This window comes from Pseudomonas sp. Ps21-P2 (assembly GCF_039672565.1).
Classification (GTDB): domain Bacteria; phylum Pseudomonadota; class Gammaproteobacteria; order Pseudomonadales; family Pseudomonadaceae; genus Aquipseudomonas.
This window is the reverse complement of record NZ_JBDFPL010000003.1, coordinates 543,466-557,505: the sequence shown is the minus strand read 5'-3', so window position 1 is coordinate 557,505 and position 14,040 is coordinate 543,466. Positions and strand designations below refer to the sequence as shown.

11 protein-coding genes are annotated in these 14,040 nt (G+C 62.1%); 9 read left to right on the top strand and 2 right to left on the bottom strand.

The features are described 5' to 3' along the window. Nucleotides 1-4 precede the first annotated feature (4 nt). The 3 genes from metH to ABEH28_RS09980 all read left to right on the top strand — a co-directional run bounded on the left by metH (nucleotide 5) and on the right by ABEH28_RS09980 (nucleotide 6,451). Nucleotides 5-3,715, top strand: a complete 3,711-nt coding sequence (gene metH / locus ABEH28_RS09990; protein WP_346629818.1) for a methionine synthase — start codon at nucleotides 5-7, stop codon at nucleotides 3,713-3,715. A 599-nt stretch (nucleotides 3,716-4,314) separates the two neighbouring features. Further along, entirely contained in the window at nucleotides 4,315-5,973 is a 1,659-nt protein-coding gene (locus ABEH28_RS09985; RefSeq protein ID WP_282372309.1) for a nitrite/sulfite reductase, read from the top strand. Beyond that, nucleotides 5,957-6,451 (top strand): DUF934 domain-containing protein, encoded by a 495-nt coding sequence (locus ABEH28_RS09980; protein WP_133771327.1) that lies wholly within the window; start codon nucleotides 5,957-5,959, stop codon nucleotides 6,449-6,451. Before ABEH28_RS09985 ends, ABEH28_RS09980 begins: the two co-directional genes overlap by 17 nt. A gap of 143 nt (nucleotides 6,452-6,594) precedes the next feature. Here ABEH28_RS09980 and sohB read toward each other — a convergent pair whose 3' ends face one another. After that, a complete protein-coding gene (gene sohB / locus ABEH28_RS09975) occupies nucleotides 6,595-7,617 on the bottom strand; it encodes a protease SohB (protein ID WP_346626282.1) in 1,023 nt (340 codons plus the stop codon). Between the two features lie 207 nt (nucleotides 7,618-7,824). Between sohB and ABEH28_RS09970 the strand changes: the two genes are divergently transcribed. The 6 genes from ABEH28_RS09970 to ABEH28_RS09945 all read left to right on the top strand — a co-directional run bounded on the left by ABEH28_RS09970 (nucleotide 7,825) and on the right by ABEH28_RS09945 (nucleotide 13,189). Beyond that, complete coding sequence (locus tag ABEH28_RS09970) at nucleotides 7,825-8,535, top strand: histidine phosphatase family protein (RefSeq protein ID WP_346629817.1); 711 nt, start codon at nucleotides 7,825-7,827, stop codon at nucleotides 8,533-8,535. Between the two features lie 57 nt (nucleotides 8,536-8,592). Beyond that, nucleotides 8,593-8,907, top strand: a complete 315-nt coding sequence (locus tag ABEH28_RS09965; RefSeq protein ID WP_074887795.1) for an SCP2 sterol-binding domain-containing protein — start codon at nucleotides 8,593-8,595, stop codon at nucleotides 8,905-8,907. A 206-nt stretch (nucleotides 8,908-9,113) separates the two neighbouring features. Beyond that, a complete protein-coding gene (locus ABEH28_RS09960) occupies nucleotides 9,114-10,181 on the top strand; it encodes a phosphotransferase family protein (RefSeq protein ID WP_346629816.1) in 1,068 nt (355 codons plus the stop codon). Nucleotides 10,182-10,206: 25 nt separating this feature from the next. Further along, nucleotides 10,207-10,974: an SDR family oxidoreductase gene (locus tag ABEH28_RS09955; RefSeq protein ID WP_122538346.1), complete on the top strand. Its 768-nt coding sequence runs from the start codon at nucleotides 10,207-10,209 to the stop codon at nucleotides 10,972-10,974. A 127-nt stretch (nucleotides 10,975-11,101) separates the two neighbouring features. After that, complete coding sequence (locus ABEH28_RS09950; protein ID WP_346629815.1) at nucleotides 11,102-12,241, top strand: Gfo/Idh/MocA family oxidoreductase; 1,140 nt, start codon at nucleotides 11,102-11,104, stop codon at nucleotides 12,239-12,241. 174 nt (nucleotides 12,242-12,415) lie between these two features. Further along, nucleotides 12,416-13,189 carry a TSUP family transporter gene (locus tag ABEH28_RS09945; protein WP_346629814.1) on the top strand — a complete coding sequence of 258 codons (774 nt, stop codon included), beginning with the start codon at nucleotides 12,416-12,418 and terminating at the stop codon, nucleotides 13,187-13,189. Here the strand turns inward: ABEH28_RS09945 and nudC are convergent. After that, on the bottom strand, nucleotides 13,151-14,005 hold the full coding sequence (gene nudC / locus ABEH28_RS09940) for an NAD(+) diphosphatase (RefSeq protein ID WP_346629813.1): 855 nt from the start codon (nucleotides 14,003-14,005) through the stop codon (nucleotides 13,151-13,153). The genes ABEH28_RS09945 and nudC overlap by 39 nt on opposite strands. Nucleotides 14,006-14,040 lie beyond the last annotated feature (35 nt).

Here is a 14,040-nt window from a genome sequence, read left to right as displayed (position 1 = left end):
CCTCATGTCAGATCGCAGCGCGCGTCTTCAAGCACTCCAGCAGGCACTTCAACAGCGAATCCTGATCCTCGATGGCGGCATGGGCACGATGATCCAGAGCTATCGGCTGGAGGAAGAAGACTACCGCGGCAAGCGTTTCGCCGACTGGCCGAGCGACGTCAAGGGTAACAACGACCTGTTGATCCTGACCCGGCCCGACGTGATTGGCGCGATCGAGAAGGAATACCTCGACGCCGGCGCCGACATTCTCGAAACCAACACCTTCAACGCCACCCAGGTGTCCCAGGCCGACTACGGCATGGAAGCGCTGGTCTATGAACTGAACGTGGAAGGCGCGCGCCTGGCCCGACAGGTCGCCGACGTCAAGACCCTGGAAACCCCCGACAAACCGCGCTTCGTTGCCGGCGTGCTCGGCCCGACCAGCCGCACCTGCTCGCTGTCCCCGGACGTCAACAACCCCGGCTACCGCAACGTGACCTTCGACGAACTGGTGGAGAACTACACCGAAGCCACAAAAGGCCTGATCGAAGGCGGTGCGGACATGATCCTCATCGAAACCATCTTCGACACGTTGAACGCCAAAGCGGCGATCTTTGCCGTTCAGGGCGTGTTCGACGAGCTGGGGTTCGAGCTGCCGATCATGATTTCCGGCACCATCACCGACGCCTCGGGCCGAACCCTCTCCGGCCAGACCACCGAAGCGTTCTGGAACTCGGTACGTCACGCCAAGCCGATCTCCGTGGGCCTCAACTGCGCGCTGGGCGCCAGCGAGCTGCGGCCGTATCTGGAAGAGCTATCCAATAAAGCCGAAACCCACGTGTCGGCGCACCCGAACGCCGGCCTGCCTAACGAATTCGGTGAATACGACGAAGCCCCGGCAGAGATGGCCAAAGTCGTGGAGGAGTTCGCCCAGAGCGGCTTCCTGAACATCGTCGGCGGTTGCTGCGGCACCACCCCGGCGCACATCAAGGCCATCGCCAACGCCGTCGCCCCGTACGCGCCGCGGCCGATTCCGGACATCGCGAAGGCCTGTCGCCTCTCGGGTCTGGAGCCGTTCACCATCGATCGCAGTTCGCTGTTCGTCAACGTCGGCGAGCGCACCAACATCACCGGCTCTGCCCGTTTTGCCCGCCTGATCCGCGAAGACAACTACACCGAAGCCCTGGAAGTCGCCCTGCAGCAGGTCGAAGCCGGCGCCCAGGTGATCGACATCAACATGGACGAGGGCATGCTGGATTCGAAGAAGGCCATGGTGACCTTTCTCAACCTGATTGCCGGCGAGCCTGATATTTCCCGCGTGCCGATCATGATCGACTCGTCGAAATGGGAAGTCATCGAAGCCGGCCTCAAGTGCATTCAGGGCAAGGGCATCGTCAACTCGATCAGCATGAAAGAAGGCGTCGAGCAGTTCATTCATCACGCCAAACTGTGCAAGCGCTACGGCGCGGCGGTGGTGGTGATGGCCTTCGACGAAGCTGGCCAGGCCGACACCGAGGCGCGCAAGAAGGAAATCTGCAAGCGCTCCTACGACATTCTGGTCAACGAAGTCGGCTTCCCGCCGGAAGACATCATTTTCGACCCGAACATCTTCGCCATCGCCACCGGCATTGAGGAGCACAACAACTACGCCGTCGACTTCATCAACGCCTGCGCGTACATCCGCGACGAGCTGCCGTACGCGTTGACGTCGGGCGGCGTGTCCAACGTGTCGTTCTCGTTCCGCGGCAACAACCCCGTGCGCGAAGCGATTCACTCGGTGTTCCTGCTGCACGCGATCCGCAACGGCCTGACCATGGGCATCGTCAACGCCGGCCAGCTCGAGATCTACGACCAGATCCCGGCCCAGCTGCGCGACGCGGTGGAAGACGTGGTGCTCAACCGCACCCCGGAAGGCACCGACGCCCTGCTGGCCCTCGCCGACCAGTACAAAGGCGACGGCTCGGTCAAGGAAGCGGAAACCGAAGAGTGGCGCGGCTGGGAGGTCAACGAGCGCCTCAAGCACGCGCTGGTCAAGGGCATCACCACGCACATCGTTGAAGACACCGAGCTGTCGCGGCAATCGTTCAAGCGCCCCATCGAGGTCATCGAGGGCCCGCTGATGGCTGGCATGAACGTGGTCGGCGACCTGTTCGGATCGGGCAAGATGTTCCTGCCCCAAGTGGTTAAATCCGCCCGCGTGATGAAGCAGGCCGTGGCGCACCTGATTCCTTTCATTGAAGAGGAGAAAGGCGACAAGCCCGAAGCCAAGGGCAAGATCCTCATGGCGACGGTCAAGGGCGACGTCCATGACATCGGCAAGAACATCGTCGGCGTGGTGCTGGGCTGCAACGGTTACGACATCGTCGACCTCGGCGTGATGGTGCCGGCCGAGAAAATCCTGCAGGTGGCCCGTGAGCAGAAGTGCGACATCATCGGGCTTTCGGGCTTGATCACGCCTTCCCTGGACGAAATGGTTCACGTCGCCCGCGAGATGCAGCGTCAGGACTTCCACCTGCCATTGATGATCGGTGGCGCGACCACCTCCAAGGCGCACACGGCGGTGAAGATCGAGCCCAAGTACAGCAACGACGCGGTGATCTACGTCACCGACGCCTCCCGCGCCGTGGGCGTGGCGACGCAGCTGCTGTCGAAGGAGCTGAAAGCCGGTTTCATCGAGAAGACCCGCGCCGAATACGTCGAAGTGCGCGAACGCACCTCCGCCCGCAGCGCCCGCACCGAGCGCCTGAGCTACGGCGCGGCGATCGCCAAGAAACCGCAATTCGACTGGGCCGCCTACCAGCCAGTGAAGCCGACGTTCACCGGCGTCAAGGTGCTGGAAGACATCGACCTGAACGTGCTGGTGGATTACATCGACTGGACGCCGTTCTTTATCTCCTGGGACCTGGCCGGCAAGTATCCGCGCATTCTGACCGACGAAGTGGTGGGCGAAGCGGCCACCTCGCTGTTCAAGGACGCTCAGGAGCTGCTGCGCAAACTGATCGACGAGAAGCTGATCCGCAGCCGCGCCGTGTTCGGCTTCTGGCCGGCCAATCAGGTTGACCACGACGACATTCAATTGCTCGACGATAACGGCGCACCGCTGGCCAAGCTGCATCACCTGCGCCAGCAGATCATCAAGACCGACGGCAAGCCGAACTTCTCCCTGGCCGACTTCGTCGCGCCCCAGGGCAGCGGCGTGACCGATTATGTCGGCGGCTTCATCACCACCGCCGGCATTGGCGCGGAAGAGGTGTCGAAGGCGTATCAGGACAAGGGCGACGACTACAACGCGATCATGGTCAAGGCGCTGGCGGACCGGCTGGCCGAGGCCTGCGCCGAGTGGCTACACCAGCAGGTGCGCAAGGAATATTGGGGCTATGCCCACGACGAGCAGTTGGGCAACGACGAGCTGATCAAGGAGCAATACACCGGCATCCGCCCTGCCCCCGGCTATCCGGCCTGCCCGGACCATACCGAGAAAGGCGTGCTGTTCGACCTCCTCGACCCGGCCCAGGGCGACGGCAAACCCGGGGTCAGCGGCGTGTTCCTCACCGAGCACTACGCGATGTTCCCGGCGGCGGCGGTGAGCGGCTGGTACTTCGCCCACCCGCAGGCCCAGTACTTTGCCGTGGGGAAAGTGGACAAGGACCAGGTGGAAAGCTACACGGCGCGCAAGCAGCAGGATCTGAGCGTGACCGAACGCTGGCTGGCGCCGAACCTGGGGTATGACGAGTAAGTGCGGCAGATGTGTTATTGGCCGACTTGATCGTTCAGGCATTACAGAACCTGTGGGAGCGAGCTTGCCCGCGAATCCGGCACTCCAGACGCTGAAATATTCAGCGGATTTGCCAGGCTCCATCGCGAGCAAGCTCGCTCCCACTGGCTGGAGGTCCTGGCTACTGGTGCGTCACCCAGAACACCGCCGCCCCCACCACCAGCACAATGATGAACAGAATGGCCCATGCATCCACATGGCTCTCGGATTTGGCAACTTTCGGGTGATTTCGCATTGCATCGCCTTTTGTCTGTTTTATGGGTGATCGCAAAACTCGCGGACCAGCGACGGGCGTCGTTGGCCATTCCCAGAGTAAAGTCGAGCCATGCCCTTATCACAAGTAAGGTTATGCCAATCCGACGTGCTGCTTAGCACTTTTGGTTCTGTGCATATACTCAAACATCACTTTTGCGCATATCTGCAAACTGGTAACCTCCCCCGGCTCCGCAAGGAGTGCGCGGCCGTGCGCGCAGATTTGTTCGGTAGCCCGAAAGCAGACGACAACGCATCGCCTTTCGGGCTGGCCCAGCAGCAGTGAACCGCCTGAGAACAGGACCACCATGTACGTATACGACGAGTACGATCAGCGGATCGTCGAGGACCGCGTCAAGCAGTTCCGCGACCAGACCCGCCGCTATCTGGCCGGCGAGCTCAGCGAAGAAGAGTTCCGCCCGCTTCGCCTGCAAAACGGCCTCTACATCCAACGCTTCGCCCCGATGCTGCGCGTCGCTGTGCCTTACGGCCAGCTGACTTCACGCCAGGCCCGCATGCTGGCGAAAATCGCCCGCGATTACGACAAGGGCTACGCGCACATCAGTACCCGCCAGAACGTGCAGTTCAACTGGCCGGCACTCGAAGACATCCCCGACATTCTCGCCGAGCTGGCCACCGTGCAGATGCACGCGATCCAGACCAGCGGCAACTGCCTGCGCAACGTCACCACGGACCAGTTCGCCGGCGTCGCCGCCGACGAACTGGTAGACCCGCGCCCCTGGTGTGAAATCGTCCGTCAGTGGACCACCTTCCATCCGGAATTCGCCTACCTGCCGCGCAAGTTCAAGATCGCGATCAACGGCTCGACCTCCGACCGTGCCGCCATCGAAGTGCACGACATCGGCCTGGAGCCGGTCAAGAATGCTGCCGGCGAGCTGGGCTTCCGCGTGCTGGTCGGCGGCGGCCTCGGCCGTACGCCGGTGGTGGGTGCGTTCATCAACGAGTTTCTGCCGTGGCAGGACCTGTTGAGCTACCTCGACGCCATCCTGCGTGTGTACAACCGCTACGGCCGTCGTGACAACAAGTACAAGGCGCGCATCAAGATTCTGGTCAAGGCACTGACGCCTGAAGTGTTCGCCGAGAAGGTGGAGGCCGAGATGGCCCACCTGCGCGGCGGCCAGACCACCCTGACCGAGGCCGAAGTGCATCGCGTCGCCAAGCACTTCGTCGACCCGGACTACAAGGCGCTGACCGATTACAGCGCCGAACTGGCTCAGCTGGATCAACAGCACCCCGGTTTCGCCCGCTGGCGCTCGCGCAACGTCCTGGCCCATAAAAAGCCGGGCTACGCAGCGGTGACGCTGTCGTTGAAACCCACCGGCGTTGCGCCGGGCGATCTCACCGACAAGCAACTGGACGGCATCGCCGACCTCGCCGACACCTACAGCTTCGGTCAGCTGCGCACCTCCCACGAGCAGAACATCATCCTGGCCGACGTCGAGCAGAGCCAGCTGTTCACGATGTGGGGCGAACTGCGCGAGCAAGGCTTCGCGACGCCGAACATTGGTCTGCTGACGGACATCATCTGCTGCCCGGGTGGCGACTTCTGCTCCCTGGCCAACGCCAAGTCGATCCCGATTGCCGAGTCGATCCAGCGCCGTTTCGACGACCTTGATTACCTGTTCGACATCGGCGAGCTGGACCTGAACATCTCCGGCTGCATGAACGCCTGCGGTCACCACCACGTCGGCCACATCGGCATTCTCGGCGTGGACAAGAAAGGCGAAGAGTTCTATCAGGTGTCTCTGGGTGGCAGCGCCAGCCGTGACGCCAGCCTGGGCAAGATCCTTGGGCCGTCGTTCGCACAGGACGTCATGCCGGATGTGATCGAGAAGCTGATCGACGTCTACGTTGAGAAACGCAACGAAGACGAGCGCTTCATCGACACCTACCAGCGTATTGGCATCGACCCTTTCAAGGAGCGCGTCTATGCAGCGAATCATTAAGAACAACGCGGTCATCGACGAGACCTGGCACCTGCTGCCCAAAGACACGACGTTCGACAGCCTGTCCAACTGCGACGACCTGATCGTGCCGCTGAACCTGTGGCGCGAGCATGCCCATGCGTTGAAGGCCCGCGACGGCGGTCTGGGTGTCTGGCTGGACAGCGACGAGGAAGCCGAGGAAATCGGTGACGACGCGGATCAGTTCCAGGTCATCGCCCTGAACTTCCCGGCCTTCACCGACGGCCGCAGCTACTCCAACGCCCGCCTGTTGCGTGATCGCTACGGTTACAAGGGCGAGCTGCGGGCGATTGGCGATGTGTTGCGCGATCAGTTGTTTTACCTGCACCGCTGCGGGTTCGATGCGTTCGCGATTCGTGCCGACAAAGACCCGTACGAAGCGCTGGAAGGTTTGAAGGACTTTTCCGTGACGTATCAGGCTGCCACTGATGAGCCGCTGCCGCTGTTCCGGCGGCGTTGATCCCACACGGATCGACAGGCAACAAAAAGCCCCGGTTTCGCGAGAAGCCGGGGCTTTTTAATTCAGCTGGATCAAGGTGCAAACGCCGTCAACCTTGCGGTGTGGCGTCCGACGTCTTCCCGGCTAAAGCCGGTCCTACGAAATCACCAGAACCGCTGCTGCGTCAGCTTGCCCCACCACCCTGTCACCAACCGGTCAACCGACGTGCTAGCGGCGATGCCTACCCGCTGCTGCAGGCTTTTGCGCTCGGCGTAGTGCAGGTGGAACACCTCGGCGGTCTTGGCCTTCTCCGACAGGTATTCATCGCTGGTCTTCAGCTCATCCACCAGCAGTTTGTCCTTGGCCGCAATGCCCAGCCAGATCTCGCCGGTGGCGACTTCGTCGATCTGCAACTGCGGGCGGTAGCTGGCGACGAAGTTCTTGAACAGCTCGTGGGTGATGTCCAGGTCCTCCTGAAACTTCTCACGGCCCTTCTCGGTGTTTTCACCAAACACCGTCAGCGTGCGCTTGTACTCGCCGGCGGTCAGCACTTCGAAATCGATGTCGTGCTTCTTCAGCAGGCGATTGACGTTGGGCAGCTGGGCAACCACACCAATCGACCCCAGAATCGCGAACGGCGCACTGATGATCCGGGTGCCGATGCACGCCATCATGTAGCCGCCGCTGGCCGCGACCTTGTCGATGCAGATGGTCAGCGGAATCCCCGCTTGACGAATCCGCGCAAGTTGCGACGACGCCAGGCCGTAGCTGTGGACCATGCCGCCGCCGCTTTCGAGGCGCAGCACCACTTCATCCTTGGGCGTGGCGAGGGTCAGCAGCGCGGTGATCTCGTTGCGCATGTTCTCGGTGGCCGAGGCCTTGATGTCGCCATCGAAGTCCAGCACGTATACCCGCGACTTGACCTCGGTGGACTTCTTGTCCTTCTTCAGCTCCTTGGCCTGAGCCTTGCGCAGCGCCTTGAGCCGGGCCTTGTCCAGCAGCGAGCCTTCGAGGCGATCACGCAGCCCTTTGTAGAAGTCATTGAGCTTGGTGACATGCAACTGGCCACCTGCGCTGCGACGCCCGCGACCGCGCATCGAACCGATGACCACCAGCACCACAATGATCGCGATCACGATGGTGACGGTCTTTGCCAGGAAACTGGCGTAATCGAAAATGAACTCCACAGAAACTCCTTACCGGTACAGCAGATCCTCGGCAGAGGATCGCGAGTGGGGCCAAGCATACCGGCGCGCCGGTGGCCGGGCCAGTGACGAGACGGGTCAATACGGGACAGATCGGCCAATTCAAACGAGCGTATGTTTTTTCATTGACAGACCGCGGGCCGTCCTCATAACCTCCCAGCACTTTCAACGTGCCAGGGTGACGCGGTCGTGGGCAGCATCTATCTCATACGACATGGCCAGGCCTCGTTTGGTGCGGACGATTACGATGTCCTGTCGCCCACCGGTTTTCGTCAGTCGGAAATCCTCGGCGCGCACCTGGCGCAGCTGGGCCTGACCTTCGATCGCTGCATCAGCGGCGCCCTGTTCCGCCAGCGCCACACGGCCGAAACCGTGATCGCCCAGCTCAATGCCGCCGGCCTCGCTACACCCGAACTCGAAACCGACATCGCTTTCAACGAATTCAACGCCGAAGGCGTGATCCGCGCGCTGCTCCCCGCGATGCTGGATGAAGAACCCGACGCCTTCGAGATCATGCGCGACGCGGCCAATAACCGCGCCGAGTTCCAGCGCCTGTTTGCCGCGATCATTCGCCGCTGGCTGGTGGGCGATCACGACGCCGCCGCGCTGCAGAGCTGGCAGGCCTTCGTCGAGCAGGTTGAAGCCGGCCTGAGCGGCATTCTCGACAGCGCCGGGCCGAGTGATCGCATTGCTGTGTTCACCTCGGGCGGCACCATCACTGCCCTGCTCCTCCTGATCACGCAAATGCCGGCCACCCAGGCCTTCGAACTCAACTGGCACATCGTCAACACCTCGCTCAACCTCCTGAAGTTTCGTGAGCGCGAGGTGACCCTGGCTTCCTTCAACAGTTACGCGCACCTGCAACTGATGAAGGCGCCGGAGCTCATCACCTACCGCTGAGCCCGGCCAATCGCACTCGCAAAGTGCTCGTCATCACTCATATAAAAGGATCACACCATGAGCTCCGTAGAAAACGCCGTCCAAGCCATGAAAGCCAAGTTCAACCCAGCCGCTGCTGCGGGCCTGGACCTGGTGTTCGGTTTCCGCATCGACGAAACCAAGAACTTCTCCCTGATCGTCAAGGACAGCACCTGCGAATTGCAGGAAGGCGAAAACCCGGACGCACAGGTCACCCTGGTGATGGACGGCGAAACCCTGGAAGGCATCGTCAGCGGCGAGACCGACGGCATGCAGGCGTTCATGGGCGGTAAACTGCGCGCTGAAGGCGACATGATGCTGGCGATGAAACTGAGCGAGCTGTTCCCTTCCTGAGAACGCCTTGCCTTTTCGAATGAACCGAAGCCGCCCGGCTTCGGTTTTTTTTCGTCCAGACTGTGCGCAGGACAACGACCCCGTCCGTGAATCAGGGCGGCTGATTGCCCCGTAACACCCACGCCAATAGCCCTTGTTTGCTGGCGCGGGGGCGCATTAGATTAGCCAATGATCCTGGCCCACCAAAATAATCTGCAGGGATACGCATGGCGCTCACCGACCAGTCCACCCAGGTTCGATCCGGCGAAGAACTCGACGCCGGGTTGATCGACCCTTACCTGAAAGCCCATATCCCCGGCCTGAGCGGCAGCGCGCAGATCAGCCAGTTTCCCGGTGGCGCGTCGAACCTGACGTACCTGCTGAAGTACCCCGAGCAGGAATTCGTTCTGCGCCGCCCGCCGTTCGGTCACAAGGCGAAAAGCGCCCATGACATGGGCCGCGAATTCCGCATCCTCAACCAGCTGCGCGATGCCTTTCCTTATTGCCCCAAGGCCTATTTGCACTGCACCGACGAGACGGTGATCGGTGCCGAGTTTTACGTAATGGAGCGGGTCAAGGGCATCATCCTGCGCGCCGAATTGCCCGCCGAGCTGAACCTCGACGCCGCGCAAACCGAAACCCTGTGCAAGAGCTTCATCGATCGGCTGGTCGAGCTGCATCAAGTGGATTACACCGCCTGCGGGCTCGGCGATCTGGGCAAGCCCCAAGGTTACGTTGAGCGGCAGATTCGCGGCTGGACCGAGCGCTACGAGAAAGCCCGCACCGACGACGCGCCCAGCTGGGAAAAGGTCGCGCGCTGGCTGGACGAGAAAAAGCCTGCGGACCATCCCGTTTCAAGTCTGGTGCACAACGATTACCGCTTCGACAATGTGATCCTCGACCCCGACAACCCGATGCAGATCATCGGCGTGCTCGACTGGGAGCTGACCACCCTGGGGGATCCGCTGATGGACCTGGGCAACAGCCTGGCGTACTGGATTCAGGCGGACGACCCGGCGCCGGTGCAACTGATGCGGCGCCAGCCCAGCCATGCGCCCGGCATGCTCACCCGCGAGCAGTTCGTGGCGTACTACGCCGAGCGATCCGGCATTGCCATCGACAATTTCGACTTTTACTACACCTACGGGCTGTTCCGTCTGGCCGGCATCGTCCAGCAAATCTACTACCGCTTCTTCCACGGCCAGACCCAGGACAAGCGCTTCGCTCCGTTCATTCACATGAACGCGCTGCTCGAGCGCATGGCCCTGCAAGTGATTGAGCGTTCCAGCCTCTGATTGCGACACGACAAGGAAAACAACAATGTCCAAGACTCAACTGTTCGACCTCGATGGCAAGATCGCTTTCGTCTCCGGCGCCAGCCGTGGCATCGGCGAGGCGATTGCCAAGCTGCTGGCCCAGCAAGGCGCCCATGTCATCGTCTCGAGCCGCAGGATCGACGGCTGCCAGCAAGTGGCGGACGCGATCATCGCCGACGGCGGCCAGGCCACGGCCATTGCCTGCCACATCGGTGAAATGGAACAGATCACAGCAGTGTTTGCGCAGATCCGCGAACAGTTCGGTCGGCTGGACATTCTGGTGAACAACGCGGCGACCAACCCGCAGTTCTGCAACGTGCTGGACACCGACCTCGGCGCGTTCCAGAAGACCGTCGACGTGAACATCCGGGGCTACTTCTTCATGTCCGTGGAGGCCGGCAAGCTGATGCGCGAACACGGCGGCGGCAGCATCATCAACGTGGCGTCGATCAATGGCGTCTCGCCGGGCGTGTATCAGGGCATCTATTCGGTGACCAAGGCGGCAGTAATCAACATGACCAAGGTGTTCGCCAAGGAGTGCGCGCAGTTCGGCATCCGCTGCAATGCCCTGCTGCCCGGCCTGACCGACACCAAATTCGCCTCGGCGCTGGTGAGCAACGAGAAGATCCTCAACACCGCGTTGGCACAGATTCCCCTGAAGCGGGTGGCGGCGCCGAGCGAAATGGCGGGGACGGTGTTGTACCTGGCCAGCGATGCCTCGAGCTACACGACCGGCGTGGCGTTGAATGTGGACGGCGGGTTCCTGTCCTGAGCCTCTTGAGCACACTTGAGCCGCTGAGGTAAACCTGAGGCGTTCCTGATGGAATAAAGATTCCATCAGGAACCCCCGACCGCCTACATTTTCCGCACAACAACACGTCTTAAAAGGACACGCTGTCATGCGCGGGAATTCTCTTCCAGAACTGGGCGTCGGCCTGATCGGCACGGGCTTTATGGGGCGGGCTCACGCCCTGGCGTTCCACAACGCACGCACCACCTTCGATCTTCCCTTCAACCTCAAGCTCGTCGCGCTGGCCGATGCGGATGTTGCGCGCGCGGAGCAGTGCGCAGGCAGTTGGGGGTTCCAACGCAGTCATGGCAACTGGCAACAGTTGATCAGCGATCCGGCGGTCAGTCTGGTGGCGATCACCACGCCGAACCTGCTGCATTTCCCCATGGCGATGGCCGCTCTTGAAGCGGGCAAAGCGGTGTACTGCGAGAAGCCGCTGGCGGTGAGTCTGGAACAGGCGCGGGAGATGCAGGCGGCGGCGCTTAAAGCAGGCGTCGTGACGAGGGTGGGCTACAACTATCAGCACAATCCGATCATCGGGCTGGCGAAGCAGATGATCGAAAGCGGCGAGCTGGGGCGGATCGTCAGTTTCCAGGGGGAATTCAGCGAGGACTTCATGGGCGATGGGCTGTCGCCCTGGTCCTGGCGCTGTGAAGAGGCCCATGCCGGCGGCGCCCTGGCCGACCTCGGCAGCCATTTACTGGCAATGGCGCGGTACCTGCTCGGCGACGTAGAGGCGGTGTGCGCGGACTCGCAAACGGTGCACCGACAACGCCCGGCCACCCACGGCAGCGAAGAGCAACGGGCGATCAGCATCGATGACCAGACCTACGCCCTGCTGCGCTTTGCCAACGGCGCGCGGGGTACGTTCGGCAGCAGTTGGCTCAAGCACGGGTACAAGAATCACCTGAGCTTCGAGATCGGTGGCACCGAAGGCACGTTGTCGTTTGATCAGGAACGCTTGAACGAGCTGCGGCTGTACCAGGCCGGCGCCCCGGGACGGGACGGCTTCCAGCGGATTCTGGCGGGACCTGCGCAACCGGGCTATGCGTCTTTTTGCCCGGCGCCGGGGCATCAGTTGGGCTACAACGAGCTAAAGACGCTGGAGGTTTTTGAACTGATTCAGGCGCTGGGTGGGCAGGGTTCGAACGGGACGGACTTCGCCGAGGCCATGGAGGTCGAGCGCCTGGCCACAGCGATTCGCATCGCGGCGAAGGAGATGCGCTGGGTGAGTGTTTCGGATATTTGAGTCAATTGTCAGACCGGAAATTAAGGGTGATCAATACGGCCTCTTCCCGGCTGAAGCCGTCCTACACCGAGTGCCCCAAGTCCCAATCAACCATTCACCGCTGCCACGCCTTGCAGGTAGAATGCTGCGCTTCCGGGCAGCCCTTCTGCCCATCTGCCCGATAAGCGCCTTCCCATGCCGTTCGAACTCACCGTTGAACCCACCACCCTGCTGGTGCTGGCTGTCGTTGCCTTTGTCGCCGGTTTCATCGATGCCATTGCCGGCGGCGGCGGTCTGTTGACCACGCCTGCCCTGCTCACTGCCGGTCTGCCGCCGCACCTGGTGCTGGGCACCAACAAGCTCAGCTCGACCTTCGGCTCCGCCACCGCCGGCTACACCTTTTACCGCCGCAAGCTGTTTCATCCGGCGCAGTGGAAACCCGCGCTGATCGGTACCGCAGTGGGCGCGCTGATCGGTGCGGTGGTCGCGCATTATCTCCCCGCCGAACTGCTGAACCAGATGCTTCCGGTGATCGTGTTCGGCTGCGGGCTGTACCTGCTTTTCGGCGGCACGCCCAAGGCGCCGCTGGACAGCAACGCGCCGATCAAGACCAAATGGCAACTGCCCCAAGGCCTGGGGCTGGGCTTTTACGACGGCGTGGCCGGTCCCGGCACCGGAGCGTTCTGGACTGTCAGCACGCTGCTGATCTACCCGGTCGATCTGGTGAAAGCCAGCGGCGTCGCCCGCAGCATGAACTTCATCAGCAACGCCGCCGCGCTGATGATCTTCGCCATCAACGGCTCGGTGGACTGGGTCATCGGGTTGACGATGGGCGTGGCGGTAATGGCCGGCGCCTTTATGGGCGCTAAAACAGCGATCAAGGGCGGCGCCAGGTTCATCCGCCCTGTGTTCATCACCGTGGTGCTGGGGTTAACCGTCCGCCTGGCCTGGCAGCACTGGTTCAACTGAGCCTGAGCGCTGGGCCAGATACAGGTCGATCAGGTAGCGCGCAATCGAGCGACTGGCCGGCAATGGCGGCAGGTCGTGGATGCTGAACCACTGTGCGTCTTCGATTTCGTCCGCCTGGGGCACGATGTCGCCGCTGTCGTATTCGGCGTGAAAGCCCAGCATCATCGAGTGCGGAAACGGCCAGCACTGGCTGCCCTTGTACTGGATGTTCTTGACCGTGACGTGCACTTCCTCCATCACCTCCCGCCGCACACAGTCCTCGGCCGACTCACCCGGCTCGGCGAACCCGGCCAGGGTGCTGTAGACCCCGGTCACAAAACGCGGCGAGCGCGCCAGCAGCACCTCATCGCCGCGGGTGATCAGCACGATCATGCTCGGCGAGATCCGCGGATAGGCACGCAGATCGCAGGGCGGGCAATACATCGCCCGCTCCCCCGGCACCTGCCGGGCCGGCTGGCCGCAACTGCCACAAAAACGGTGTTCACGGGCCCAGGTGCTGATCTGCGCCGCGTAGCCGAGCATCTGGAACACATCGGCGTCATCGGCGAGCATGAACTGCCGCAGGGTCTGCCACTGCGTGCCCTCCAGCGCCAACGCCTGAGCATCGCGAAGGGTCTGCACGTACACCGGCTCGCCATCGAAATGGCCAATGCCGTGTTCATGCATCAAGGGCAGGTCCTGCTGCTTCAACCATTCGCGGGGGAACAGCACGCCGTTGCTGTCTTTCAAAAAGCCCTGGTCACTCTGAACCAAAGCCCAACCGCCGGGGGCCTGAACATCTAGCACGGCGGTGGTCCAACGCTTCGGGCGCGTCATGCCTCAACTCCTCTGCTCACCGGCCTAGCCGTCTG